26 protein-coding genes are annotated in these 25,135 nt (G+C 72.3%); 15 read left to right on the top strand and 11 right to left on the bottom strand.

Annotation, left to right across the window (positions count from 1 at the left end):
- Positions 1-28: 28 nt before the first annotated feature.
- The gene (locus ACWD3I_RS19240; RefSeq protein ID WP_365399069.1) at positions 29-1,141 is read right to left on the bottom strand and encodes an ABC transporter substrate-binding protein; all 1,113 of its coding nucleotides are present in this window, start codon (positions 1,139-1,141) and stop codon (positions 29-31) included.
- Between the two features lie 128 nt (positions 1,142-1,269).
- Here ACWD3I_RS19240 and ACWD3I_RS19235 point away from each other — a divergent pair, with 128 nt between their 5' ends.
- The 3 genes from ACWD3I_RS19235 (at position 1,270) to ACWD3I_RS19225 (ending at position 4,180) form a co-directional block, all read left to right on the top strand.
- The gene (locus ACWD3I_RS19235; RefSeq protein ID WP_365399072.1) at positions 1,270-2,073 is read left to right on the top strand and encodes an SGNH/GDSL hydrolase family protein; all 804 of its coding nucleotides are present in this window, start codon (positions 1,270-1,272) and stop codon (positions 2,071-2,073) included.
- Positions 2,074-2,090: 17 nt separating this feature from the next.
- On the top strand, positions 2,091-2,654 hold the full coding sequence (locus ACWD3I_RS19230) for a PadR family transcriptional regulator (RefSeq protein ID WP_365399074.1): 564 nt from the start codon (positions 2,091-2,093) through the stop codon (positions 2,652-2,654).
- A 257-nt stretch (positions 2,655-2,911) separates the two neighbouring features.
- Positions 2,912-4,180, top strand: coding sequence for a CoA transferase (locus ACWD3I_RS19225; RefSeq protein WP_365399077.1), 1,269 nt, complete (start codon positions 2,912-2,914; stop codon positions 4,178-4,180).
- Here ACWD3I_RS19225 and ACWD3I_RS19220 read toward each other — a convergent pair.
- Together ACWD3I_RS19220 and ACWD3I_RS19215 are read right to left on the bottom strand one after the other, a co-directional pair.
- Positions 4,152-5,504, bottom strand: coding sequence for an amidohydrolase family protein (locus ACWD3I_RS19220; RefSeq protein WP_365399080.1), 1,353 nt, complete (start codon positions 5,502-5,504; stop codon positions 4,152-4,154). The two genes, ACWD3I_RS19225 and ACWD3I_RS19220, sit on opposite strands and share 29 nt — an antisense overlap.
- A complete protein-coding gene (locus ACWD3I_RS19215; RefSeq protein WP_365399083.1) occupies positions 5,494-6,468 on the bottom strand; it encodes an enoyl-CoA hydratase/isomerase family protein in 975 nt (324 codons plus the stop codon). Before ACWD3I_RS19215 ends, ACWD3I_RS19220 begins: the two co-directional genes overlap by 11 nt.
- A 77-nt stretch (positions 6,469-6,545) precedes the next feature.
- On the opposite strand from ACWD3I_RS19215, the gene ACWD3I_RS19210 reads away from it, so the two are divergent.
- The 4 genes from ACWD3I_RS19210 to ACWD3I_RS19195 are packed head-to-tail and all read left to right on the top strand — an operon-like array spanning position 6,546 to position 10,529.
- Positions 6,546-8,126, top strand: a complete 1,581-nt coding sequence (locus ACWD3I_RS19210) for a methylmalonyl-CoA mutase family protein (RefSeq protein ID WP_365399086.1) — start codon at positions 6,546-6,548, stop codon at positions 8,124-8,126.
- Positions 8,126-8,515, top strand: a complete 390-nt coding sequence (locus tag ACWD3I_RS19205; RefSeq protein WP_365399089.1) for a cobalamin B12-binding domain-containing protein — start codon at positions 8,126-8,128, stop codon at positions 8,513-8,515. Before ACWD3I_RS19210 ends, ACWD3I_RS19205 begins: the two co-directional genes overlap by 1 nt.
- A gap of 14 nt (positions 8,516-8,529) precedes the next feature.
- Positions 8,530-9,486 (top strand): LLM class F420-dependent oxidoreductase, encoded by a 957-nt coding sequence (locus tag ACWD3I_RS19200; RefSeq protein ID WP_365399092.1) that lies wholly within the window; start codon positions 8,530-8,532, stop codon positions 9,484-9,486.
- Entirely contained in the window at positions 9,483-10,529 is a 1,047-nt protein-coding gene (locus ACWD3I_RS19195) for a CaiB/BaiF CoA transferase family protein (protein ID WP_365399095.1), read from the top strand. Before ACWD3I_RS19200 ends, ACWD3I_RS19195 begins: the two co-directional genes overlap by 4 nt.
- Here the strand turns inward: ACWD3I_RS19195 and ACWD3I_RS19190 are convergent.
- On the bottom strand, positions 10,506-11,498 hold the full coding sequence (locus ACWD3I_RS19190) for a ferredoxin--NADP reductase (RefSeq protein ID WP_365399098.1): 993 nt from the start codon (positions 11,496-11,498) through the stop codon (positions 10,506-10,508). The two genes, ACWD3I_RS19195 and ACWD3I_RS19190, sit on opposite strands and share 24 nt — an antisense overlap.
- A 35-nt stretch (positions 11,499-11,533) precedes the next feature.
- Between ACWD3I_RS19190 and ACWD3I_RS19185 the strand changes: the two genes are divergently transcribed.
- From ACWD3I_RS19185 to ACWD3I_RS19170, 4 genes are read left to right on the top strand one after another with little or no spacing between them, the layout of a single operon-like run.
- Complete coding sequence (locus tag ACWD3I_RS19185) at positions 11,534-13,000, top strand: class I adenylate-forming enzyme family protein (RefSeq protein ID WP_451084131.1); 1,467 nt, start codon at positions 11,534-11,536, stop codon at positions 12,998-13,000.
- On the top strand, positions 12,978-13,871 hold the full coding sequence (locus ACWD3I_RS19180; protein ID WP_365399101.1) for an acyl-CoA dehydrogenase family protein: 894 nt from the start codon (positions 12,978-12,980) through the stop codon (positions 13,869-13,871). The genes ACWD3I_RS19185 and ACWD3I_RS19180 overlap by 23 nt, the downstream gene beginning before the upstream one ends.
- Positions 13,858-14,946 (top strand): acyl-CoA dehydrogenase family protein, encoded by a 1,089-nt coding sequence (locus tag ACWD3I_RS19175; protein ID WP_365399104.1) that lies wholly within the window; start codon positions 13,858-13,860, stop codon positions 14,944-14,946. The genes ACWD3I_RS19180 and ACWD3I_RS19175 overlap by 14 nt, the downstream gene beginning before the upstream one ends.
- A gap of 1 nt (position 14,947) precedes the next feature.
- Positions 14,948-15,721 carry an enoyl-CoA hydratase/isomerase family protein gene (locus tag ACWD3I_RS19170; RefSeq protein ID WP_365399106.1) on the top strand — a complete coding sequence of 258 codons (774 nt, stop codon included), beginning with the start codon at positions 14,948-14,950 and terminating at the stop codon, positions 15,719-15,721.
- Here ACWD3I_RS19170 and ACWD3I_RS19165 read toward each other — a convergent pair.
- Together ACWD3I_RS19165 and ACWD3I_RS19160 are read right to left on the bottom strand one after the other, a co-directional pair.
- Complete coding sequence (locus ACWD3I_RS19165; protein WP_365399109.1) at positions 15,715-16,335, bottom strand: hypothetical protein; 621 nt, start codon at positions 16,333-16,335, stop codon at positions 15,715-15,717. The two genes, ACWD3I_RS19170 and ACWD3I_RS19165, sit on opposite strands and share 7 nt — an antisense overlap.
- 30 nt (positions 16,336-16,365) lie before the next feature.
- On the bottom strand, positions 16,366-17,133 hold the full coding sequence (locus ACWD3I_RS19160) for an SDR family NAD(P)-dependent oxidoreductase (RefSeq protein ID WP_365399236.1): 768 nt from the start codon (positions 17,131-17,133) through the stop codon (positions 16,366-16,368).
- Positions 17,134-17,213: 80 nt separating this feature from the next.
- Here ACWD3I_RS19160 and ACWD3I_RS19155 point away from each other — a divergent pair, with 80 nt between their 5' ends.
- Positions 17,214-18,362 carry a thiolase family protein gene (locus tag ACWD3I_RS19155; protein WP_365399112.1) on the top strand — a complete coding sequence of 383 codons (1,149 nt, stop codon included), beginning with the start codon at positions 17,214-17,216 and terminating at the stop codon, positions 18,360-18,362.
- Here the strand turns inward: ACWD3I_RS19155 and ACWD3I_RS19150 are convergent.
- From ACWD3I_RS19150 to ACWD3I_RS19140, 3 genes are all read right to left on the bottom strand, one after another.
- Positions 18,355-19,386, bottom strand: a complete 1,032-nt coding sequence (locus ACWD3I_RS19150) for an NAD(P)H-dependent amine dehydrogenase family protein (protein WP_365399114.1) — start codon at positions 19,384-19,386, stop codon at positions 18,355-18,357. The genes ACWD3I_RS19155 and ACWD3I_RS19150 overlap by 8 nt on opposite strands.
- Entirely contained in the window at positions 19,383-20,204 is an 822-nt protein-coding gene (locus ACWD3I_RS19145; protein ID WP_365399116.1) for an acyl-CoA thioesterase, read from the bottom strand. Before ACWD3I_RS19145 ends, ACWD3I_RS19150 begins: the two co-directional genes overlap by 4 nt.
- 75 nt (positions 20,205-20,279) lie before the next feature.
- A complete protein-coding gene (locus tag ACWD3I_RS19140; RefSeq protein WP_365399119.1) occupies positions 20,280-20,948 on the bottom strand; it encodes a TetR/AcrR family transcriptional regulator in 669 nt (222 codons plus the stop codon).
- 152 nt (positions 20,949-21,100) lie between these two features.
- Here ACWD3I_RS19140 and ACWD3I_RS19135 point away from each other — a divergent pair, with 152 nt between their 5' ends.
- From ACWD3I_RS19135 to ACWD3I_RS19125, 3 genes are read left to right on the top strand one after another with little or no spacing between them, the layout of a single operon-like run.
- On the top strand, positions 21,101-22,099 hold the full coding sequence (locus ACWD3I_RS19135) for an acyl-CoA dehydrogenase family protein (RefSeq protein WP_365399122.1): 999 nt from the start codon (positions 21,101-21,103) through the stop codon (positions 22,097-22,099).
- The gene (locus tag ACWD3I_RS19130; RefSeq protein WP_365399124.1) at positions 22,083-23,258 is read left to right on the top strand and encodes an acyl-CoA dehydrogenase family protein; all 1,176 of its coding nucleotides are present in this window, start codon (positions 22,083-22,085) and stop codon (positions 23,256-23,258) included. Before ACWD3I_RS19135 ends, ACWD3I_RS19130 begins: the two co-directional genes overlap by 17 nt.
- Before the next feature lie 9 nt (positions 23,259-23,267).
- Positions 23,268-24,050 carry an enoyl-CoA hydratase gene (locus ACWD3I_RS19125; RefSeq protein ID WP_365399127.1) on the top strand — a complete coding sequence of 261 codons (783 nt, stop codon included), beginning with the start codon at positions 23,268-23,270 and terminating at the stop codon, positions 24,048-24,050.
- Here ACWD3I_RS19125 and ACWD3I_RS19120 read toward each other — a convergent pair.
- Both ACWD3I_RS19120 and ACWD3I_RS19115 read right to left on the bottom strand, forming a co-directional pair.
- Positions 24,047-24,352: a hypothetical protein gene (locus ACWD3I_RS19120; RefSeq protein WP_365399130.1), complete on the bottom strand. Its 306-nt coding sequence runs from the start codon at positions 24,350-24,352 to the stop codon at positions 24,047-24,049. The genes ACWD3I_RS19125 and ACWD3I_RS19120 overlap by 4 nt on opposite strands.
- A 19-nt stretch (positions 24,353-24,371) precedes the next feature.
- The gene (locus ACWD3I_RS19115) at positions 24,372-25,133 is read right to left on the bottom strand and encodes an acyl-CoA dehydrogenase family protein (protein WP_365399133.1); all 762 of its coding nucleotides are present in this window, start codon (positions 25,131-25,133) and stop codon (positions 24,372-24,374) included.
- Positions 25,134-25,135: the final 2 nt, after the last annotated feature.

Here is a 25,135-nt window from a genome sequence, read left to right as displayed (position 1 = left end):
CTCTCTCCGCTCGTACGGCCTCGCACCCTCAGCCCGTGTGCAGGATGCGAAAGCGGCCGGGTTCCGCCGGATCGCGATCGACGACCTGGACCGGTGGCGAGGCCCACTGCCACACTCCGATGCCCGGCATGCGGGAGAACCCGATCCGCCCGCGGGTGCCCTCGACCGCGACGCGCGGCCAGGATCCGGCGATGCGCGCCCGGTCCGTGCCGTGAGTACGCAGCAGATCGGCGAGGACGGCGACCGTGTCGTAGCCCTCGAAGGCCACGAAGGAGGGCGCCTCGCCCAGCCGTTCGCGAAGGGCCGTCTCGACTTGCGCACCGAGCGGGGTGAGGCGATCGGGCAGATAGCGCAGGAACGGGACCCCGGCGCCGTCCTCGCCCAGCAGCTCCGCCCATTCGGCCGACTCCGGCTGCCCGGCCGGCGCACCGATCAGGACCTCGGCGAGACGTCGGTCGCGGCGGACGGACTCGACGATCGGGACGGCCGGCTCCGGGTGTCCGACCAGGAGAAGGAGGGCTGTCGCGCGCTGCTCGACGAGCGCGTCGCACACCGCCGCCGGGGCGAGCGCGCTCATGTCGATCTCGGTGACGGTGCCGCCGCGCTCGGCGAGGTGGTCCCGCAGGATGCGGGTCCCGGATGCCCAGTAGACACTCGGCTGCGTCGCCACGGCGACACGGCTGTGGCCCGCGCCGAGGAGGAAGTCCGCGTAGATCCGCCAGCCACGGGACTGCGGCGGCGAGAGGCGTGCGACCCAGTCCGTCGGCCGTTCCGTGAGCGCGTCGAGCACCGCCGACGAGCACAGGAACGGCACCCCGAGGGCGTCGGCACGGCCGGCGGCGGCCCGCGCGACGACGCTGTGGTACTCCCCGGCCAGGGCGGCCACACCCAGGCGAGCCAACTCGTCCACGGCCGCCGCGGCTTTCTCCGGATCGGCCGCGGTGTCCCGGACCACCAGTTCCAGGGGTCTGCCGGCGATCCCGCCGGTCTCGTCGACTTCCCGAGCGGCCAGTTCGAGGCCCGCGAGCACGTGCCGGCCCGCCTCGACCCAGCCAGGGCGAGTGAGCGGAACGAGGACGCCGATCCGGACGGACGGTCCGTCTCGCCGGGGTGGGTGCACCGAGGTGATCATGCCGGACATTGCATCCACCATCCCCGCGGACGGGCAAGCGGTTCTGGGGTCGTTCTCGGCCCTTGGGATGTGACGGCCGCGCGGCTATAGTCAACAATGTTAGTAGGTGTCTATTTGGCTAAGTGAGGCGATCGGCCATGACGGAGAACGGACCCCTGCGGTACGTCGCCCTCGGCGACAGCCAGACCGAAGGGTGCGGCGACGGCGACGACGTACGGGGACTGCGCGGATGGGCCGACCGGCTCGCCGAGCACCTCGCCCGGGACACACCGGAGCTCCTCTACGCCAACCTCGCCGTGCGCGGCCGTCTCGCCGGGCAGGTGCGGCACGAACAGCTCGCGCCCGCCCTCGCGTTGGAGCCCGGCCTCGCCACGGTCGTCGCCGGGGTCAACGACCTGCTGCGGCCCCGGTTCGACGCCGACGAGGTGGCCGCGCACCTGGAGGCGATGTTCGCCGCCCTCACCGCGCAGGGCGCCCGCGTGGCGACGGTGACCTTCCCCGACGTCGCCCGGATCACCCCGCTGGCCCGCCCGATCGGCCCCCGGATCATCGCCCTCAACGACCGCATCCGACAGGCCGCCGCCCGGCACGGAGTCGTGGTCGCCGAGACCGCCCACCATCCGGTCGTGACCGACCCGCGCCTGTGGAGCCCCGACCGGCTGCACGCCGGCCCGCTCGGCCATGCCCGGATCGCCGCCGCCGTGGCCGACGCCCTCGACCTGCCGGGCAGCGACGACGGTTGGACCCGCCCGCTGCCCGCCGACCCACGGGCGGCCTCCGGCCTGCGGGCCATCGGCGGCGAGTTGCGCTGGGTCGGCTCCTTCCTCGGCCCCTGGCTCGTACGGCGGGTCCGTGGCCGGTCGTCCGGCGACGGCCGGCGGGCCAAGCGGCCCGAGCTGCTTTCGATGCCCCGGCCTGCGACTATGCACCCCATTGACTAATCAATTAGGTTGAGCCCATGGCTCTGCGCAACGCGGTGATGGCCGCCCTCCTGGAGGGCGAGGCCTCCGGATACGACCTCGCCAAGGGCTTCGAGGCCTCCGTCGCCAACTTCTGGATGGCCACCCCGCAGCAGCTCTACCGCGAGCTGGAGCGCATGGAGGCCGAGGGCCTCGTCCGCGCCCGCGTGGTCCAGCAGGAACGCCGCCCCAACAAGCGCCTGTTCTCCCTCACCGACGCCGGTCTGGAGATCCTGCGCGCGTACATCGCCGACGTGCCCGCGAAGCCGACCGCCATCCGCGACGAGCTGATGGTCAAGGTCCAGTGCGTCGACATCGGTGACGCCGACGCTGTACGGACCGCGATCGTCGAGCGCGTGGAGCGGTCCACCGCCAAGCTGGCCCGGTACGAACGGATGCGGGAGCGCATGCTGGCCGGCCGCACCGAGGACGAGTACTTCGCCGAGGCCGACCGCATCGGGCCCTACCTCACCCTGCTCGGCGGCATGGCCTTCGAACGGTCGAACCTCAAGTGGGGCGAGACCGCCCTGAAGAGGCTCGATCAGCGCGGCTCGCGCCCCTGAGAGCGGTGCGCTCACGTCCCGGGCGGCGGTTCGTCGAAGAGGGCGAGTTCGTACCGAGCCGCTTCTCGTGCCGCGCGGAGCGCGCCCGGAAGCCGAACTCCAGGATCAGCCTCGGCTCGGGCCTCGCGTCCACCGGTCGCCACTCTTCCTTTCGGCATGGGGTGCCATTATCGTCCTGCCGAACCGCAGTCGGACGACCGGAAGTCGGTGGAGGGTGCGATGAGAGAGGGCAGTGGCGGGCCCGTGCCGCCGGGGCCGTGAGGCGGAGCCCCGGCAGCTTCGCCGGCCCCGAATGTCCGCACCTCGACTGGGCCGCGTCCGGCGCCATGGCGCTCACCGGCGAGGCGGACGGCCCGCCCCTCCTCGCGCCCGGCGGGCTGATGCACCTGCTGAACCGGATCCGCGGCGCGCTCCCCGTCGACATCGACCCGGCGCTCCTCCTCGGCGCCCGAGCCGGCGCCATGGGCCTGACCCGGCACGGCCGTACCTCCGCGGGTGGCGGAACCCGCCTGCTGCCGACCGCCGACGGATGGTGTGCCGTGACCCTGGCCCGCCCCGACGACCTCGACCTCCTCCCCGCGATCCTCGGCCGCCCCGACGTCCACGCCCCGTGGGACGACCTCGCCACCGCCGCCCGCACCACCAAGGCCCGCGAACTCGTCACGCGCATCCGCATGTTCGGGGTCCCCGCCGCCGCACTCCCGGCCGAGCGGGGCGCACCGGTCGACACTCCGTACCGCGCCTCCCGCATCGCCGCACCCGCCAAGGCCCCGAAGCCCGACGGCACCCTCGTCGTCGACCTCTCCTCCCTCTGGGCCGGCCCCCTGTGCGCCCAACTGCTCGGGCGGGCCGGCGCCCGCGTGGTCAAGGTCGAGAGCACCCGGCGCCCCGACGGCGCCCGGGCCGGGAACCGGCGGTTCTACGACTGGCTGCACGCCGGGCACGAGAGCGTCGCCGTCGACTTCACCACGACCGAAGGACGCGCGGCGCTGAGGGAGTTGGTCGGTGAGGCGGACGTCGTGATCGAGGCGTCCCGGCCCCGTGCGCTCGCGCAGCTGGGGCTGGCCGCCGAGCGCCTCGACCATCGTGCGGGCAAGGTGTGGGTCGCCATCACCGGGTACGGCCGCGGGCATCCCGACCGGGTCGCCTTCGGTGACGACGCCGCGGTGGCCGGCGCACTGGTGGCGCGGTCGGACCACGGCCCGGTGTTCTGCGGCGACGCGATCGCCGACCCGCTCACGGGAGTGGCCGCCGCACTGGGCGCCTTCACGGCCCTGGCCCGGGGCGGCGGGGAGCTGATCGACGTCTCGATGCGCGATGTGGCCGCCGCCTTCGCCGGGGCGCGGGAGACGGAGCACGGCCCGCATCCGGTACGACCGGACGGCGGCGACGGGTGGACCGTCAGCTGCCCGCTGCTCGGCCGGACGCAGCAGGTCTGCCCGCCGCGGCCACCTGACGCGGCGGGCCCCGCAGCCGAGACGGGCGCCGACAACGCCCTCATCCGTGCGCGATCCGCCCCGCGATGAACGTGGCGCGCACCTGCCCGGCGTCGGGCGCGCGCAGGGCCTCGCTCAGCGGCCGGTCCAGAAGCACGAGGTCGGCGGGCTGCCCCGGTGCGACGCGCCGCGGCGGGCCGCCCGGATCGAGCAGCGGGGACAGCAGGCCGCTCAGGACCGTGGCGGCCGGGACGCGCTCACCGGGGCCGAGCACCCGCCCGGAGGGAGTGAGCCGCTCCGCCGCCGCACGCAGACAGGCCCAGGGGTCGGGATCCCCGTACGGCGCGTCGCTGCTCGCCGCCACCCGTACGCCCGCCCGCAGCAGACCGGCGTACGGCCACAGGTCCGGCCGGTCCTCGGGCTCGACGCGGTCCCAGTAGTCGTCACCGCGCCGGGCCACCAGCGTCGGTTGGGTGACCACCGTGATCCCGCGCACCGCCAACTCCTCGGCCAGGGAGGCGTCGGCGACGGCACAGTGCTCGACGCGGTCGCCCCGCAGGACGCCGGCCCCGTCCAGCGCGGCCAGGGTCAGGGCGAGGGCCACGCGGGTCACGCAGTGCACGGCGACCGGGCGACCGGCGGCGTGGGCCCGCCGTATGCGCTCGGTGAGGTCGCCGATGTCGGGGAGCGCGTGGTCCGCGACCACCAGCTTCACCGGGCCGACGCTCAGCCGGGGATGATCCACCGGGCCGCTGCCGGCGGCCATCACCATGACGTGCTGGAGGAGTTCGCCCCGCCGTACCGCGTCTGCCACGACCTCGGCGGCCCCCTCGTCCGGGGTGGCGTCCGCGAGATGGGTGACCCCGAGGGCGGCCAGCCGTGCGCCCACCGCCCGCAGGGACGGCGGACGGGCGCCGAGCCGCTCGCGCAGCCAGGCATCGGCGCGCCACAGCAGCCCGCGCTCGACACCCGTGTCCCCGAGCCGTTCCAGCCCCGCCGAGTTGACCACCCACAGCGCACCGGAACGATGCTGCACCCGCACCGGCAGCACCCGGTTCCAGGCGTCGAGGACATCCCGGTCGAGCTCGCCGTGGACGACCTCGTCGTACCCGACGGCCCGCACCCACCCGTCCTCGCCCGGTACGGCCCGCGCGATCGCCTCGGCCAGACCGTCGCGGGAGACACCGGACACGTCGAGCGACGACTCCCGCGCCGCCATGGCCGTCAGGTGCAGATGGTGGTCGGCCAGCCCCGGAAGCAGAGCGCCACCATCACCTCGTACGACCAACTCGTCGTCCCCCGGAGGCAGTCGAGGGCCGATCTCCGTCACGACACCCCCACGGACCCGGCAGTCGACCGGGCGCCCCTGCCACGACCGCACCGACACGCCCCGCAGCAGCACGTCACCGCTCATGGTCGTCGACCTCGTCCACCAGCCCCCACCGCAAGGCGGTCCCGGCATCCAACCGGGCGCCGCTCAGCATCAGCCACGCCGCCCGCCACCGCCCGATCCGCCGCGGCACACTCACCGTGCCGCCCGCGCCGGGCACCAGCCCCATCTCCACCTCCGGCAGCTGGAAGAAGGCGCCAGGGGAGGCCACCACGCGCCCGGCGAACGCGGCCATCTCGATGCCGGCGCCCACGGCGGCGCCCCGCACGCGTACCGTGACCCGGTCCCTGAGGCGGTCGACGAGCCGCCACGGTGCCCGGTCGAGCCGTACCAGATACGCGGCCACGAGATCGCGGGCGGTGCCGAACTCGGCCAGGTCGCCTCCGCTGCAGAACACCGGTCCCGCGCCGGTGAGTTCCACCTCCTCGACCGTGTCGTCGAGGGCGGCGACCTCAAGGGCGTCGTAGAGCTCCTCACGCATCCGGAAGGCGAACGCGTTCCGCCGCTCGGGGCGGTCCAGCAGGATCGACAGCCTGGCGCCGTCCCGGGACAGCCGGACGCACTCGCCGTCGGCGGCCGCCGCCCGCGGGCCCCGTTCGGCGAGCCAGGCGGCGAACTCCGTCCCGCCCAACAGCATCGAGTAGGCCGCCGCCTCCGCGGCCAGCCCGTCGAGGGTGCCGAGCGAGGGGGTCTGCCGCAGGAGCCGGCCCAGCGTCACGGTGGCCTGCGGGCGGCGGTCGCCGACCTCGGCCAGTTCGGCGTAGGCCTTCCACGGGTCCGCCACGGGGACCGACTCAAGGTCGGGGGCGTCCGCTTGTGGGCCGGTGAGTGTCAGCGTCAGAGCCTGGACCAGCGGCCTCAACCGCTCCGGCGGCCGCCGCGTCGCGATCCCGATGGTGAGCGGGAGGGAGTCGGCCACCCGGGCGGCGGCCTCCGCGACGCGCGTCGGATCTGCGGTGTGCCAGTCGTCGAGGTCCAGCTGTTCCATGCGGTGAGCGTAGACGGGATCCTATTCTCCGTAGTGGTATTGGCATTCTCATTTTGTGCAAGTAGCGTATCCGTACGATGAATGACTTCGCCCAGACCTCGTCCGGCATCCCGCTCAAGCCGGTCTACGGACCGGCGGACCGGGTCGTCGAGCCGCCGGAACCCGGGGACTTCCCGTTCACGCGCGGCAACTACGCCTCCGGCTACCGGGGTCGGCTGTGGACACTCAGGCAGTACTCGGGGTTCGGCACCGCGGAGGAGTCCAACCGCCGCTACCGGTATCTGCTGGAGCAGGGTGGTACCGGACTGTCGGTGGCCCTGGACCTGCCCACGCAGTGCGGTTACGACTCCGACGACCCCGAGGTGAGCGAGGAGGTCGGGCGGGTCGGTGTCGCCGTGGACACCCTCGCCGACGCCGAGGTGCTCTTCGAGGGCATTCCGTTGGACCGGATCAGCACCAGCTTCACCATCAACGGGACGGCGGCGATCCTGCTCGCCTTCTATGTGGCCGCCGCCGAGCGCCGGGGCGTGCCGCGGGCGAAGCTGACCGGGACCATCCAGAACGACATCCTCAAGGAGTACGCCTCCCGCGGGACCTGGATCTGGCCGCCGGAGCCGTCGCTCAGGCTGATCGCCGACACCATCGAGTTCTGCGCGGCCGAGGTGCCGCGGTTCAACGCGATCTCCGTCGCCGGCGCGCACTTCCGCGACGCCGGGGCCAACGCCGTGCAGGAGATGGCGTTCACGCTCGCCGACGGCGTGACGTACTGCGACACCGTGCTGGAACGCGGACGCATGACGATCGACCAGTTCGCCCCGCAGGTCTCCTTCTTCTTCTACACGCACGGCGAGTTCTTCGAGGAGGTCGCCAAGTACCGGGCGGGACGCAGGCGTTGGGCGACCATCGTCCGCGAGCGCTACGGGGCGAGCTCCGACAAGGCGGCGATGTTCCGGTTCGGCTGTGTCGCGGGCGGTGCCTCGCTGTACGCGCCGCAGGCCCGCAACAACACCGTGCGGGTCGCCTACGAGGCGCTGGCCTCGGTACTCGGTGGTGTCCAGTCGATGTTCACGGCCGCCTGGGACGAGCCCTTCGCGCTGCCCAGCGAGGAGTCGGCCACGCTCGCCCTGCGCACCCAGCAGATCCTCGCCCACGAGACCGGCGTCGCCCGGGTCGCGGACCCGCTCGGCGGCTCGTACTTCGTCGAGGCGCTCACCGACGCGACCGAGGAGCGGATCGTCGAGATCATGGCGGATCTGGAGCGGCACGGCGGCATGGTCCGGGCGATCGAGGACGGCTATCTGCAAGGGCTCATCGCGGACGAGGCCTACCGTGTCCATCGGGCGGTCGAGGCGGGCGAACGGCCCGTCATCGGCGTCAACCGGTACGTCGACGAGGACGAGCCCGCCCCCGACGTCGCCACCTACGAACTCGACGCCAAGGGCCGCGCGACACAGCTGGAACGGCTCGCCCGGGTCAAGGCCGAGCGTGATCCGGCCGCCGTCCGCGCTCGCCTGGCCGCCCTCGAGCGCGCCGCCGAGGGCACCGACAACCTCATGGGACCGCTCGTCGACTGTGCCAACGCCTATTGCACGGTGGGGGAGATGGTCACCGCCCTCAAGGACGTGTGGGGCGAGTTCCAGCAGCCGGTGGTGTTCTGATGGGCACCCGGATCCTCATCGCCAAGCCCGGCCTCGACGGCCACGACCGAGGCGCCAAGATCGTCGCGCGGGCGCTGCGCGACGCCGGGTTCGAGGTCGTCTTCACCGGCATCCGGCAGAAGGTCGAGGACATCGTGGCGACCGCCGTCCAGGAGGACGTCGCGATGGTCGGCCTCAGCATGCTCTCCGGCGCGCATCTGGCGCTGACCGCCAGGACCGTGGAGGGCCTGCGGGCCGCGGACGCCGGGGACATCACGGTCGTCGTCGGCGGGACCATCCCGCCAGTGGACGTGCCGCGCCTGAAAGCCGCCGGCGCCGCTGCCGTGTTCCCCACCGGCACACCCCTTGACGTCGTGGTGGCGGACGTACGCGCCCTCACCTCGCCCTGACACCTGGAGGCAACGTGCGGATCGGAGTCATGATCGGGCCCGAGCGGGGGGATTCGGCGCGCAAGGCCGCGCGGATGCTCGCGGATGTGGAGTGGGCCGAGTCGGCCGGGTTGGACACGGCCTGGATCCCCCAGGTCCCCACGGACTTCGACGCGTTGACCGCGGTGACGCTGATGGGGGCCCGGACCACCCGGATCGAGCTGGGCACCGCCGTCGTCCCCCTCCAGGCCCAGCACCCCGTCGCCCTGGCCCGTCAGGCCCTCTCCGCCCAGGCGGCCACCGGCGGACGGCTCGCGCTCGGCGTCGGCCCCTCGCACCACTGGATCATCCAGGACATGCTCGGCCTGCCCTACGCCCGCCCGGCCGGCCTCACCCGCGACTACCTGGACGTCCTCGATGCGGCATGGCGCGGACCCGGCCCCGTCGACGTCGAGAACCGCACCTTCACCGTCCACAACCCCCTCGACCTCGCCCCCGTGGCCCCGCTGCCGATCCTCCTCGCCGCCCTCGGCCCGGTCATGCTGGCCCTCGCCGGGGAGCGTGCCGACGGAACCGTGCTGTGGATGGCCGACGAACGTGCCGTCGCCGACCATGTCGTCCCGCGCATCACGAAGGCCGCCGAGAGCGCCGGACGCCCGGCCCCCCGCGTCGTCGCCGGCATCCCGGTGTGTCTGTGCGCCCCGTCCGAGGTCGACGCCGCCCGCGAGCGCGCCAACCGGATCCTGGGCGAGGCCGAGATCTCGCCCAACTACCAGCGGCTGCTGGACCACGGCGACGCCAGGGACGTCGGCGACCTGTGCGCGGCGGGCGACGAGACGGCTGTCCTCCGGCGCTTCCGGCGTTTCGCGGACGCCGGCGTCACCGACCTCTCCGTACGCCTGCTGCCGATCGGCGAGGGCCGCGACGAACTCGTCGCCTCCAAGCGCCGGACCCGGGAGATGATCGCGAACCTCGCGGCGGAGTTCAGGTGACCCCCGGCCCCCTCGCAGGCCTGCGCGTCCTCGAAGTCGGTCACATCCTCGCGGGCCCGTTCGCCACCATGGTCCTCGCCGACCTCGGCGCCGACGTCACCAAGGTCGAGCCGCCCGGCGGGGACCTGTCGCGGCAGGTCGGCGACGCCTACTTCGCCAGCATCAACCGCGGCAAGCGCAGCATCTGCCTCGACCTCACCACGGACCAAGGGCAGGAACGCCTGGGCGAGTTGGCGGCCGACGCGCACGCCCTGCTGGTCAACCTCAAGCCGTCGGCCATACGACGGCTGGGGCTGACGTACGACCGTCTGCGCCGCTACAACGAGCGGATCGTCTGCGTGGCCGTCACCGGCTACGGCCTGGACGCCGGGGACGACCCGGCCTTCGACTACGTCATCCAGGCCGCCACCGGCGTCGCCGCCCTCACCGGCGACCCCGACGGTCCGCCGACCCTGCCCGGGTACTCCTCGGTCGACAACTCCGCCGCCCTGACGGCCGCGTTGGGCCTGCTCGCCCAGATCGTGTCCGGTCGCGGCGGGCAGGTCGACGTGGCGCTGCGGGACGTGATGCTGTCCCAGCTCAACTACCGGGCTTCCGCCTATCTCAACGACGGGGTCGAGCCGCGCCGACTGCCCTTCGGCGCGCACTCGTACTACGTGCCGGCCCAGCTTTTCCCCACGGCGGCGGGCCACTTGGCGCTGTTCATCACGCACGACGGTTTCTGGAAGTCCTTCGCCGCGGAGACCGGTGTCGAGGGCTTCCCGACGATGGCGGAGCGGGCGGAGCGGCGGGACGAGGTCCTCGACGTCGTCACGCGGGCGCTGAGCTCCGACACCGCCGAGGGCTGGGAGGCCCGGCTGCGGCCGCTCGGCATCGCGGCGGCGGCCGTCCGCACGCTGCCCGAGGCCCTGGAGGCGACACCCGAGGTGATCGTGCGGGCCGGCGACTTCAGGCTGGTCGGCAGTCCCATCAGGATCGCCGGATACGAGCCCGCCTACGGTCCGCCGCCCGAGCTGGGCTCACTCGTAGTGGACGGTGACTGATCCCTCGTCGGGCACGCCCTGGCAGGTGAGGACATAGCCCTCGGCCACCTCGTCCTCCGCCAGGGCGTCGTTCACACGCATGGTGGCGCTGCCCTCGGTGATCCTGGCCATGCAGGTGGCGCAGTTGCCCGCCTCGCAGGAGAAGGGCGGAGTGAGGCCCGCCCGCCGGGCGCTCTGCAGAAGCGTCTCGTTCGGTCGCTTGGGGACGGTGGCGCGCTTGGCGCCGAGGACGATGGTGACGGTGCCGTCATCCACGGGGTGTGCCACGGGCGGCGGCTCGGGGACGCTGCCGAACCGCTCGCTGAACACCCGGCCCGGCCCCGGCAGCACCGTCTCCACCAGCTCCATGAAGGGCTCGGGCCCGCACACATACGCGTCCGCACCGCCGTCCGCACCGACGAACTCCCGTATCGCGTCCGCGTCGAGGAGCCCCCGCTCGGCATCGAGATGCCGTACGACGGTCAGCCGGCCCGGGAACTCCGCGGCCAGCTCCGCCAGCGCCGCGTCGAAGATCGCCGACGCCCGGTCCCGGTCGGCGCACAGCAGCCGCACCGGCCGGCGGGTCGCGGCCAGCGCGCTCTTGGCCAGGGAGAGGATCGGGGTGATGCCGCTGCCGCCGCTGAAGCCGAGCAGCGGTGTCTCGGCCGGGCGCAGACAGAACAGGCCTCGCGGCTGGGTGAGTTCGACCTCGTCGCCCTCGCCGACATGGTCGTGCAGCCAGTTGGAGACCTTGCCGCCGGGGACGCGCTTGACCGTCGTCATCAGCTCGGCGTCCGTCTCCGGAGCGCTCGACATCGAGTAGGAGCGCAGCAGGTCCTTGCCGTCGACCCGGACCCGGAAGACACAGAACTGCCCTGCCCGGTAGGCGAACGGGCCGTCGTGCGGGTCGAGGACGAAGGTCCGGGCGTCGGGGGTCTCGTGGACGATCTTGACGACGGTCGCGCGCCGGAACAGGGCGGGGCTCGCCATGGACGACCCTCCTCGGGCTCTGGTATCAAGGTTCTATCGCTGCGAGAATACTATTCTCATCAAGTAGATGGGACCCTCTCAACAGGCGGGGACGAAAGATGAGCGAACGGGCCGCGCTGGTCTTCGAGGACCGGGAGTACACCCTGGCCGCACTGGAGGGCCTCGCCGACGGTCTGGCCGGCGAGTTGGAGCGGCGAGGCGTGCGGGCCGGGGAGCGGGTCGCGCTCATGTCGTCCAACCGGCCCGAGTTCGTGGTCGCGGTGCGGGCCGTGTGGCGGCTCGGCGCGGCGGTCGTGCTGCTCAGTCCGGCCTGGAAGCGGGGCGAGGTGGAACACGCCCTGGAGATCACCGGGGCGACGCACGCCGTGGGTGACCATCCGGTGCTGGCGGAACTGATGCCGATGCGGCACCTGGACGAACCGATCCCGCCCGGGCCGGGCTCCTTCGCGCGACCCCCCGAACAGGCCGACGCCGTCCTGGTGTTCAGCTCCGGCACGACCGGGATGCCCAAGGCCGTACGGCACACCCACGCATCCCTCGCCGCCGCCGTGCGGCACTGGCGGGACGCCCTGCGACTGACGTCACGGGACCGCATCCAGATCGCCACACCCCCCTCGCACATCCTCGGCCTGCTCAACATCGTCACCGCCCTGGAGGCGGGCGCCTGGCTGCGGCTGCATCGCCGCTTCGACCTCGACCGGCTGCTCCGGCACATCGAACTCGACCGCATCACCGTCGAGATGGCCGTCGCCCCCATCGCACTCGCCATCGCCTCGCACCCGCGGCTGGAGTCGTACGACCTGTCGTCGCTCCGCTACATCATGTGGGGCGCCACACCGGTCACCCCGAGCGTCGCCGAGACCGTCACCCGGCGCACCGGGGTCGGCTGGGTGCCCGCCTACGGGGCCAGCGAACTGCCCGTCATCGCCTGCAACCCGCTCGACGGGGCACGCCTGGACACCCCGGGACGGCCCGTGCCGGGGGTGAGCGCGCGGGTGGTCTCCCTGGAGACCGGGAGACCGGTCGGGCCGGGGGTGAGCGGCGAGATCGAGGTGCGCTCCGACTCCCTGATGGCCGGCTATCTGCCCGCCGAGGCGACGGCGGAAGCGCTGCACGACGGCTGGTACCGGACCGGGGACGTCGGCAGTCTCGACGCCGACGGCTGGCTGCGGCTCACCGACCGCTCCAAGGAGATGATCAAAGTGCGGGCGTTCCAGGTCGCGCCCGCGGAGGTGGAGGCCGTGCTGCACGGCCATCCCGCGGTCGCCGACTGCGCGGTGTTCGGCGTCCCCGACCCGGCCGACGGAGAGGCCGTCGTCGCGGCCGTACGGACGACCCGCCCGGTGGAGGCGGCCGAGCTCATCGAACTGGTCGGCGCGCGGCTCGCCTCCTACAAACGGCCGACCCATGTGGAGTTCGTGCCCGAGATCCCCCGCCTGCCGTCCGGCAAGGTCCTGCGCCGGGTCCTCAAGGAGCGCCATGGATGTACGTCTGACAGCTGAACAACGTCAACTGCGCGCAGCGGCAGCCCGGTTGGCCGACGACCTCGGTCCCGGCTCCGTCCTCGACCTGGACGACGGCGACCGGATCGCGCGGCTGGAGAAGGCCGTCGAGGCCACCGGCTGGCGGACCCTGCGCTCGGACGGGGCGTCGGGGGTCGAAGTCGCCCTGGTGGTAGAGGAGTTCGGGCGAGGCCTGGTCGACGTACCGCTGCTGGGTCCCGTACTCGCCGACGACCTGGCCCCGGGGCTCTCGGCGGCCACCGTCGTCGTGGACGGCCGGGCGCGGGACGCGCGGGGCCTGCGGAAGGGTGTCTTCGTCGAAGAGGGCCGTGTGCTGGCCGTCGGCATCGGCCCCCTGGTCCCGGGCGCCGACCTCACGCGCCATCACGCCTCCGTCACCGGCCCGCCGGAACCGATCGGCACCCTGACCGCCGGAACCGCCGCCCGCCGACGGGCGTTGGCCCTCGTGGCCACCACCGCCGACCTGGTCGGCACGGCCCGCGGGGCCCACACGCTCGCCGTCGCCCACGCCAAGCTGCGTGAGCAGTACGGCAGGCCGATCGGCACCTACCAGGCCGTGGCCCATCTGCTCGCCGAGGGACTGGCCTCGATCGAGGGATCGGTGAGCGTGCTGCGGCACGCGGCCTGGGCGGTCGACGAGCTCACGCCCGAAGAGGCGATCAGGGCGGCCCGGATCGCGAAGCTCTACTGCGCCCGCGCCGCCCGCACCGTCTGCGAGACGGCGATCCAGGTGCACGGCGGCATCGGCAACACCTGGGAGTGCCTCGCCCACGTCCATCTGCGCCGCGCCCTGGCGTCCACCGAGCTGTTCCCCGTACGCCTGGAGGAGATCGACCGTGGACTTTCGTGACTCCCCGCAGGAGGCCGCCTTCCGGGAACGGCTGCGGACCTGGCTGACCGAGCGGGCCGGGGAGTTCCCGACCTCGGGCGACGCGTACTGGGCGCGGCAGGGGGACTGGCACCGGGCGCTCCATGCGGCCGGCTTCTTCGGACTGTCCTGGCCCAAGGCGTACGGCGGTCAGGAACTGCCGCCCGTCTACGACGTCATCCTGGACGAGGAACTGGCCCGCGCCGGGACCCCGGCCCGCCCCAGCCTCGGCTACCTCGTACAGGGCCTGGGCCGGCACGGCGGCGAGGAGCTGTGCCGCCGGTTCCTGCCCGGCATGATCGACGGCACCGAGCGCTGGTGCCAGGGCTTCAGCGAACCCGGTGCCGGGTCCGACCTCGCGTCCCTGACCACGACCGCCACCCGCGACGGCGACACCTACGTCGTGCGCGGCCACAAGATCTGGACCAGCTACTCCGACGTCGCCGACTGGTGCCTGCTTCTCGCCCGTACCGACCCGGACGTACCCCGGCACAGGGGCCTCTCGGCGTTCGTGATCGCCATGGACCAACCCGGCATCGAGCAGCGCCCGTTGACGATGATGAGCGGGGTGACCAAGGAGTTCGGGCAGGTTCTCTTCGACGGCGCGACCGTGCCCGCGGACCAGATGGTCGGAGCGCCCGGCGAGGGCTGGGCGCTCGCCATGACGGTCGTGGGGCATGAGCGGGAGCCCGCGACGCTGGGCTTCTCGGCCCGGTACGGCAAGCTCGTGCGCGAACTCGCCGCCCGCACGCCGGGCGCCGCGCCACCGGAGCTGGCCTGGGCCGTCGTGGAGACGGAGATGCTGCGCCTGCATGTACGGCGGCGGCTGTCCGAGCGGCTGGACGGGGTCTCGCACGGCCCGCAGGGGTCGTTGGACAAGCTGCTGATGACCTGGACGGAACAGACGGTCGGGCACGCGGCCCTCGCGGTCGGCGGCACCGGGGACCCGGAGCTGCTGAACGCGTACCTCTACAGCCGGGCGCAGAGCGTCATGGGCGGCACCTCGCAGATCCAGAAGAACATCATCGCCTCGCGCATCCTCGGACTGGGAGCCTGACGTGACGGAGAACCTGTACGGCATGCCGGAGGAGATCCAGGTCCGGGCGGACGGCCCGCTGCGGATCATCACCCTGAACCGGCCCGACGCCCTCAACGCCGTCGACGACTCGCTCCACACCGGCCTCGCCCGGCTGTGGCCCCGCCTGGGCGAGGACCGCGACGCCCGCGCTGCCGTGCTCACCGGCGCGGGCAAGGCGTTCTCGGCGGGCGGCGACTTCGCCTATCTCGACGAGATCCGGCAGGACGCGGACCTGCGCGCCCGCACCATCGCGCACGGCCGGGACATCGTCCTCGGCATGGTCCGCTGCCGGGTTCCGGTCGTCGCCGCCGTCAACGGGCCCGCCGTGGGCCTGGGGTGCAGCCTCGTCGCCCTGAGCGACACCGTCTACATCGCCGAGTCCGCCTATCTGTGCGACCCGCACGTCCAGGTCGGCCTCGTCGCCGCCGACGGCGGCCCGCTCACCTGGCCCCTGCACACCAGCCTGCTCCTCGCCAAGGAGTACGCCCTGACCGGCGCCCGTATCCCGGCCGGGAAGGCCGTGGCCATGGGCCTCGCGAACCATGTGGTGGCCGACCCCCTGGCCGAGGCGACGGCCTGCGCGAAGCGGATCGCGGGACTGCCCAGGCAGGCCGTCGAGAGCACCAAAAGGCTTCTCAACCTGCACCTGGAACGGGCGGTCCTCGCGACCATCGACTTCGCGACGACGGCCGAGGAACAGTCCTTCCGGACGGAGGACTTCCGCTCGACCCTCGCGCGGCTGACCGGTCAGTAGGCGCGCGGTCCCGCGTCCGTGGCCCGCAGCGAGGTACCGGCGTACCCGAAGGGCTTCTTGCCCTGGGAGACGGTCTCGCACTTGTACTCGGACTGCGTGTCGAGGGGCGACAGCACCGCCTCGGGGATGTCGTTGCAGAGCGCGTAGTCGAGGCTCTGGTAGTTGCCGAAGAGAAGCCTCGCGACCCCGTCCCGGGTGAGGATGCCCGAGCTGGGGGTCGCCTCGTACTGCACGTAGTCGTCGGACCAGGCGGCGTTGTCGCCGATCGACACGTACCAGTCGAGCTTCAGGCCGTCGTACGTGGCCTTGCAGGTCGCCTGCTGGCCCTTCGTGGACGCCAGGTCGGGGCACTCGACCGTGGTCTTCCCCTCGGCCTGCGCCATCTTCAGTGTTCTGAGGCGGAGTTCGTACTCCAACTGCTCGGCGAAGGACGCGTCCGCGGCGGGCGAAGGCGTCGGCTCCAGGTCCGGGTCGGATTTCGGTTTCGTCAGTTTCTGGGGCAGCAGGGTGCCCGCCGGCGACGGCTCGGCGTCGGTGGAGTCCGTTCCCCCGTCGGCACATCCCGTGGCCATCAGGCCGACGAGACTTGCTGCCGCAACGATCTTCATACGCATGATCACCACTCTAGTCAGAGCGGTGGCGGCTCACTTCGGAGGGAACCTCAACGCCCCGTCGAGGCGGACGACTTCGCCGTTGAGGTAGTCGTTCTCGCAGATGTGCTGGACGAGGGACGCGAACTCGGGGGAGCGTCCCATGCGCCGGGGATGGGGGACCTGCGGCCCCCAGTACGCCTCCAGCTGGTCACCGGCCTTGCCGTAGGCAGGAGTCAGGAAGGTGCCGGGTGCGATCGTGACGACGCGGATGCCGAGGGGGGACAGGTCGCGGGCGGCGACCAGGGTCATGGCGGCCACCCCGCCCTTGGCGGCGGCGTAGGGGAGCTGGCCGGTCTGGCCCTCGTACGCGGCGATCGACGCCGTGTTGACGACGACACCGCGGGCGCCGTCCTCGTCGACGGGCTCGTGCCGGGCCATGGCGGCGGCGGTCAGACGCAGCACGTTGAAGACGCCGGTCAGATAGATGTCGACGGTCTGCCGGAACCCGGCCAGGTCCAGCGGCTCGCCGTCCCGGCCGATCAGCCGGCCGCCGCTCGCGGGACCGCCGTGGGTGTCCACCGAGATCCGCAGCGGGCCGAGCGCCTCCGCCGCCCCGACGGCCGCGCGCACGTCGTCCTCGCTGGTGGCGTCGGTCCGCACGTAGCGCACTCCCAGCTCCTTCTCCAGGGCCTTGCCCCTGTCGTCGGCGAGGTCCGCGACGACGACCGCCGCACCCGCCCCGTGGAGCCGGCGGACCGTCGCCTCGCCCAGCCCTCCCGCTCCGCCGACCACGACCGCGGACGACCCCGCTATCTGCACGACAGCTCCCTTGCGAGTCATGTTCTAGTTTTGCGAGAGTATCATTCTCACCTGTTGGTGTGACCGAGTTGGAGGCGTCCATGCCCGAGGCAGTCATCGTGTCCGCCCTGCGCACCCCCGTCGGCACCGCGGTCAAGGGCACCCTGCGCGACACCACCGCCTTCGACCTGGCCCACCACATCGTCGGCGCCGCGGCGCAAGGGCTCGACCCGGACCGCGTCGACGACGTGATCCTCGGCGAGGGCCTCTACGGCGGCGGCGTCATCGCCCGTCACGCCGCGCTGACCGCGGGGCTCACCTCCGTTCCCGGCGCGGCCTGCAACCGGCACTGCGCGGCGGGCCTGGAGGCCGTGGCGGGCGCGGCCGGGAGTGTGCGGGCGGGGATGGACGGGCTGGTCGTCGCTGGAGGGGTCAACTCGGCGTCCACGGCGCCGAGGTCGCGCTTCCGGGTCGACGGGGAGTGGGCCGATCCGTGGATGCCGCCCACCCACCCCGACCGGCCGGACGCGCCCAACGCCGACATGTCGGTCTGCATCGGCTGGAACGTGGCCCAGCGGGCCGGCGTCTCCCGTGCGGAGATGGACGCGTGGGCGCTGCGCTCGCACCGCAACGCCGTGCGCGCCATCGACGAGGGGCGTTTCGACGCCGAGATCGTCCCCATCCAGACCCCGCACGGGCTCTTCTCGGTCGACGAACACCCGCGCAGGGACACCTCGTCGCAGAAGCTCGCCGCGCTCAAGCCGCTGCATCCGGAGATCGAGGGTTTCAGCATCACCGCGGGCAACGCCTGCGGTGGGAACGACGGCGCCGCCGCCCTGGTGGTCGCGAGCGAGGTGGTCGCGGCAGGCGAGGGACTGCCCGCCCTGGCGACCGTGCGCTCCTGGGCGTCCGTCGGCGTCGATCCCGCCGAGACCGGCCTCTCCCCGGTGAAGGCGATCCCCAAGGCGCTGTCCCGCGCGGGCCTCACCACCTCCGACGTCGACCTGTTCGAGATCAACGAAGCCTTCGCCTCGGTGACCGTCGCCGCCGTCCGCCTCCTCGACCTCGACCCGGAAACGGTCAACGTCAACGGCAGCGGCTGCTCCCTCGGCCACCCCGTCGCCGCCACCGGCGCCCGCATGCTGGTCACCCTCGTCCATGAACTGCGGCGGCGCGGCGGCGGGATCGGCGTGGCATCCATGTGCGCGGGCGGTGGGATGGGCTCCGCGATGGTCGTGGAGGTCAGCTGAGGGTCGCCGTGATCTGCGGCAGGTCCGCCGTCGTACGGATCCCGGGCTGCGCCGCGCACACGAACGGCACCGCGTTCACCGCCCGGTTGGCCGTGTACGACGGCGACACCTCCGCCATCCGGTCCAGCGGCACCGGCAGCCGGATGCCGACGTCGAGCGGCGCGTCACCGTCGACCGTGACGTGCCAGCCGGTGTCGTGCGGATCCCAGGCCGGTTCGAGGTCGGTGGTGCAGTACCAGGTCGCGCGGAACCGCAGGAGCGGACGGCCCGCGTGGATGCCGGACACCGTCAGACGCTGCGCGGCCACCGTCCCCGCCGCCAACTCGCCCGCGGCGATCCGCACCCGGCGCCGGGCCGTCGCCAACTCCCCGCCGGCTTCAAGGGAGTCCAGCGGCAACGACAGCGCGTCCGCGACCAGCCGCAGCGACGGCCCGAAGCTCGTCCGGGCCCGCGACAGCCGCGCCTCGTCGAACTCGGCGGGCGCGACACCGAACCCCATCACCCCGAACAGCAGGTCCGGCGACGGACGTCGGGACAGATCGGCGTACTCGTCGATCATCACCCTCTCGACCCGCCGCGCGATCGAGGTCAGCACGAGCGGCACCGCCTCGGTGATGAACCCGGGGCTGCTGCCGGTGCTGTGGATCGAGGTTCCGCCCCGCTCGCAGGCGGCCTCCACACGCTTGCGTACGACGGGGTCCATGCTCCCCGGATGGTGGAACTCCCCGCGCGTGGTGACGATGTTCGCCCCCGACTCCAGCAGCCGGCACACAGCGTCCAGCTCGCACACGAGCGGCATGTACAGCACGCAGTCCGCCCCGAGATCCACGATGTGCCCGACGTCCCGCGTGGCGCTCACCCCGGTCGTCGTGAGACCGCACAACTCGCCCGCGTCCAGCCCCGCTTTGCCGGCCGAGTGGACGTACACCCCGGCCAGCGACAGGTCGGGGTGCTCGACGACGGCCCGCAGCGAGCGGCTACCGATGGTTCCGGTGGCCCACTGGACGACGCGGTACGGACTCATGCCGCCCCCCGGGCCAGACGCAGCAGGGCTTCCTGGGCGTAGGAGGCGACCAGCGAGCCGTCCTTCGTGAAGACGTCGCCCCGGCCGAAGCAGCGGCCGTGGGCGAGGACCGGGCTGTGCTGGCGCAGCAGCAGCCAGTCGTCGGCGCGGAAGGGGCGGTGGAACCACACCGTGTGCGAGGTGACGGCGGACGTGAACGCCTTCTGCGCGTCGCGTTGGCCGAGGCCCTCCAGCGGGCGCAGTGCCGTTCCGACGAGGGTCAGATCGGTGGCGTACGCCGTGAGCGCCGGGGCCAGTTCGGTGTCGGCCGACGGGGTGCGCATCCAGAGGTCGAGCTCGGGCGGGCCCGTGTCGGGAGAGTCCAGGTCGGCGGTGGTGCGGGTCTCCCAGGGGAGCGGATGGAGCTCGATCCGGTGCTCGGGGCCCAGGACGGCCGGGACCGGCTGGCCGGCCTGGTGGGCGGGCCCGTCCTCGGTGGCGTGGAGGGAGACGGAGGCGGTGGCGACGACGCCGTGCGTCTGCCGGGCCACGACCGTCAGTGTGGCGAAGGTGGCGCCCTCATGGTGGCGCTCCACCTCGTAGCGGACGGATTCCTCGGGCCGTCCCGCCCGTGGGAAGAGGGCGTGCAGTGACTTGACGGCCTTGTCCGGGCAACTCAGCCGGGCCGCCCGGACGGACTGGGCGAGCAACTGGCCGCCGAACAGCCGGTGGTGGCCCAGTCGCTGGTTCCGGGCCTCGTACACCGTGCCGCCCGGGGAAGTGCGCAGGTCGAGGCAGGAGAGCAGGTCGTCCCAGAGTTCACTCGTGGCAAGGGGCATGCCAGCGAGAGTAAGGGAGATTTCCTGTGATGAGAATGCTGTTCTCGCCGCGGCTCTGCGGCCCTGGGGGGCGACTCAGCTGAGCGTGAACCCCTTCGCGCAGAAGTCCCAGATCTCGTCGGCGGTGATCGGGTGGGAGCCCGTCTGGCCGCTGGACTGCGCGTTGAACATGACGGTCTGCATGGTGAGGGCCGCCACCCGGCGGGGCTTGAAGCCCTCGCGCAGCAGGCCGGCCTCCTCGAGGTCCGTCATCAGCTCGGTGAGCAGGGCGAGCAGCGGTGCGTTCGCGACCCGCATCTCGTTGGGGTGCGAGACCAGCAGACGCAGTGCGAAGTCGGTGAAGAGCGGGCGCTTCGCGGCCGGGTCGGGGCAGGAGTTCTCGAACAGGGTCTGCACGGCGACCTTGAGCCGGTCCAGCGGGTTCGAGTGCTCGGCCGCGGCGGTGCGCAACTGCTCCGCCGACTTGCTCATGGCGTCTTCGAACAGGGCGAGCAGCAGCTCGTGCTTGCCGTCGAAGTGCTGGTAGAAGCTGCGCAGTGACTGCTTGGAGCGGTCGACGACCTCCTGCACGGTGAAGTCGGTCGTCCCCTTCTCCGCCATGATCGCCTGGGCCGCTTCGAGGAACCGCTCCACCCGCTGCTCGGCCCGGCGCTTGGCCGCCTGGGTGGAACGCTCGACCGCGCGCTGCTTCCAGGCCGGCTCTTCGGTGGGGGTGCTCAAGGGCTGGTCCGCCTTCTGTGCCATGGGGAGAACTTTACTGCAGTGTAGCGACAACAGGCCTACCGGCCAGGTCGGACGCCTCCTCTCCCTCTGACGAGACTCTTAATTTCTCTGAGCGAGAATGTTATTCTCGCCGCGACATCGCGATGTGCCGGTACACGGGCAGGGGAGGCCCCATGCTGTTGGAGTTCGACGCCGAGCAGCGGCTGTGGCAGGACACCGTGCACAAGGCCGTACTGAAGGAGTGCCCACCGGCCCTGATCCGCCGAATCGCCGACGAAGGCGCCGACCCGGAACCCCTGTGGCGGGTCTACACCGATCTCGGCTGGACCGAACTGACCGACCCCGCCGACGCCGTCGAGCTGGCGATCGTCCTGGAGGAGCTGGGCCGCGCCACCGACCCCACGCCCTACCTCGCGACGACGACCCAGTTCGCCCCCCTCGCACCGGACCTCGCCGAACCGGCACGGTCGGGCACCGCCGTGTACGGCGGCGTCACCGCCCGCGCCGAGAACGGCGACTGGGTTCTGGAAGGCGTCGGACGTCATGTACTGGACGGCGACCGGGCCGAGCAGCTGGCCGTGGTGACCGCGGGAGGAGTCTTCGTCGTACCCGCCACCGCCGTGACCGCCGTACGGTCCGCCGTCTTCGACCCCGTTCTGCACATCGCCGACGTCCTGTTCGACCACGTACGCGTGCCCGCCCGCAGCCGCAGCGCCGCCGACCCCGAACGCGCCCGCCACCACGCCCTGACCGGTCTGGCCCTGACCATGGTCGGCGCCTGCCGGCGCGCCCTCGACCTGGTCCTCGACCATGCCCGCACCCGGCACCAGTTCGGCGCCCCCATCGGCTCGTTCCAGGCGGTGCAGCACAAGGCGGCCGACATGCACGTGGCTGTCGAGCGGGCCCGCGCCCTCGGCTACTTCGCGGCACTGACGATCGCCGAGGACGACCCCCGGCGCCGGCTGGCCTCCGCGATGGCCAAGGCGGCGGCGGGCGAATGCCAGGCCCTGGTGTTCCGCAACGCCGTGCAGTTGTTCGGGGCGATGGGACACACCTGGGAGAACGACCTGCAGTTCGCGATCAAACGGGCCAAGGCGGGCGAGCTGCTGCTCGGCGGCGCCGCCGAACACCGGGCGCTGATAGCCGAGGAGTGCCATGCGACTGACCTTTGACACCGACGTCGAGGCCTTCCGCGCCGAGTTCGCGGCGTTCCTGGAGGCCCATCTCCCCACCGAGGCGGAGGCCGGCGAGCGGTCCCGCTCCACGGGGCACCTCCCCGACTGGGCCCGGCGCTGGCAGCGGCTCCAGTTCGACGAGGGCTGGCTGCTGCCGGGCAACCCACCGGAGTACGGCGGCCGCAACGCCACCGTGCTCCAGCAGTACGTCCACATGGCGGAGCTGTCCCGGCGCCGCGTCTTCCACAGCTTCAACCCGCAGGGCGTCGGCATCATCGCCGCCTCCCTGCTCACCTTCGGCACCGAGGAGCAGAAACGGCGCTGGGCCGTGCCGATCCTGCGCGCCGAACTCACCGCCGCCCTCGGCATGAGCGAACCCGGCGCCGGCTCCGACCTCGCCTCCCTGCGCACCCGAGCCGAACCGAAGGGCGACCACTTCCTGGTCAACGGCCAGAAGGTGTGGACCTCCGGCGCCCACGACGCCGACATCCTGCTGACCTTCGTCCGCACCGAACCGGACGCCCCCAAGCACAAGGGGATCAGCGTCCTGCTGATCCCCACCGACAGCCCCGGCCTGACCCGCCGCCCCTTCGCCTCGTACACCAACCCGGAGGACAAGGACTTCAACGAGGTCTTCTTCGAGGACGTCCGCGTTCCGGCGGAGAACCTCGTCGGCCCGCTCAACGAGGGCTGGCGGGTGGCCAACGGCTCGCTCGGCCACGAGCGCACCCTGATGTGGGTGAGCGAGGCCGAACGGCTCGGCGACATCGTGCGGGACTTCCGGCCCTCGGGGCCGCTGGAGAAGGACTGGTACGCCACCCTCGTCATGGACCTCCAGGCGCTGCGCCTGCTGGGCTCGGCCGCCCTGTCCCGCGCCGCCCGCGGCGAACAGGACGTACCGGCCCTGTCCGTACTGAAGGTCTTCGGCTCAGAGGCCTCCCAACGCGCCCTGGAGAAGGTCCTGGAGGCGGCCGGTCCCGACGGTCTGATCCACCCGGCGACCACGGCACCGGCGTACCACATGACCTACGACGACAACTTCGCCAGCTGGTTCCACCGCTACGCCCGCAGCTTCGGCGCGACCATCGCCGGCGGTACGTCCGAGATCCAGCGCACCATCATCGCCGAGCGCGTGCTCGGCCTGCCCCGACGCTGAGGAGTCGCCGTGCACATCCTGTACGAGGTGAAGGACCGCATCGCGACCCTCACCCTGAACCGCCCCGAGGTCGCCAACGCCCAGAACATGGCCCTCCTCGACGAGCTCGACGCGGCGTGGACGCGGGCCGCGGAGGACGAGGACGTGAAGGTCGTGGTCCTGCGCGCCGAGGGCAGGCACTTCTCCGCCGGGCACGACCTCAAGGACCGCTGGCCCGCCCCGAACGAGATCACCCTGGAGTGGATCTACCGGGCCGAGAATCGTCGGTACCTCGACTACACGCTGCGCTGGCGGAACGTGCCGAAGCCGTCGATCGCCGCCGTGCAGGGGCGCTGTATCGCGGGTGGGCTGATGCTGTGCTGGCCTTGCGATCTGATCGTCGCGGCGGAAGACGCGTTGTTCTCGGATCCGGTGGTGACCATGGGAATCGGGGGTGTCGAGTACCACGGTCACACCTGGGAGCTGGGTGCCAGGAAGGCGAAGGAGATCCTGTTCACGGGCCGTCCGCTGACCGCCGAGGAGGCGGAGCGGGTCGGCATGGTCAACCGGGTTGTTCCCCGGGATCAGCTGGACGCGGAGACTCGTGAACTCGCCGAGCAGATCGCGAAGATGCCGGCGTTCGGGCTTCGGCAGGCCAAGCGGGCCGTGAACCAGACGTTGGACGTTCAGGGGTTCTACGCCGCCGTCCAGTCCGTCTTCGATGTGCATCAGACCGGACACGGCAATGCGCTGAGCGTCAGCGGTTATCCGATTCTGGCGAAGCTGGACGAGATGAAGGAGAAGCTGCGCTAGGTCGCGCTGGGGGTGTATCGCTCTGCCACGACTCCGGCCATCGTCCGCAGGTGCGTGTAGTAGGACGTGCAGTAGTCGTCGGCGATCAGGGGCAGGACCTTGTCGAGGCCCGCGATGCACCACCAGAGGATCTCGACACCTCTGTGATCGAGCCCGCTGTCGAGCTCCTGTTGGACGAGCCCGGCGACATCCGCGTCGAGCAGGATCAGCTCCACCCCTTCGATGTCCACACCGCGGAAGCCGGCAGGGAACGGTGCGCGCATGTGCTCCTCCCACAGCCGGGAGAGTGGTCGTTCGCTCATGTCCTTGATCATCACATCTTTAGAGGTGCACCAGTCTCGGCGCCGACCCCTCCGCTCGCAGCCTGGCCCCCGCCTCCCGCGTCAACTCCCGTGCGCTGCACAGCAGTCCGTCCAGGACGAGGGATCGGCGCACGTGCCGATGCAAGGGATGCTCAGCCGTGAAGCCGATTCCCCCGAGCACCTGCTGGCAGTGCCGGGCCGCTGTCAGCGCCGCCTCGCCGGCCGCGGCCTTCGCCAGGAGGGAGCCGAACGGGTCGGTGGCGGCGAGCAGTGTGGCCTCCGCTCCCTCCAAGCCGACCAGGGTCTCGGCGAGGCGATGGCGGACCGCCTGGAAGGAGGCGAGGGGACGGTCGAACTGGACGCGGTCCAGGGCGTGGACCCTGGCGAGGGTCAACATGGCCCGCCCCGTGCCCACCAGCCACCAGCCGAGGGCGCGGTGCCCGGCGGCGAGAGGGAGGGGCCGCCCCGGCGGGACTGTCAGCAAGGGCAGTTCGGGGTCGAGAGCCGTCCCCGGTCCGGTGGGCGACCACACCACCCACGCCCCACCGGCGTACGGCAACGCCGGAGTACCGCCACCCATCACGTCGTTGAGCGACGAGGCGTGCGCCCCCGTCTCGCCGAGCAGGCCGAACACCGTCCGGATCGCCGACTCCGGGTACTCCGCCAGCAGTTCATGCCAACCCAGTTCCGCCAGTGCGGCGTCCAGCGCGGGCCCCGAGGGTGTCGTCGTCATCGTCCTGCGCAGTGTCCCGGTGAGCAGTTCCACCTCGGCCGCGTCCATGC

This window comes from Streptomyces sp. NPDC002817 (genome assembly GCF_053592055.1).
This window is presented reverse-complemented; position numbering and strand designations above follow the sequence as displayed.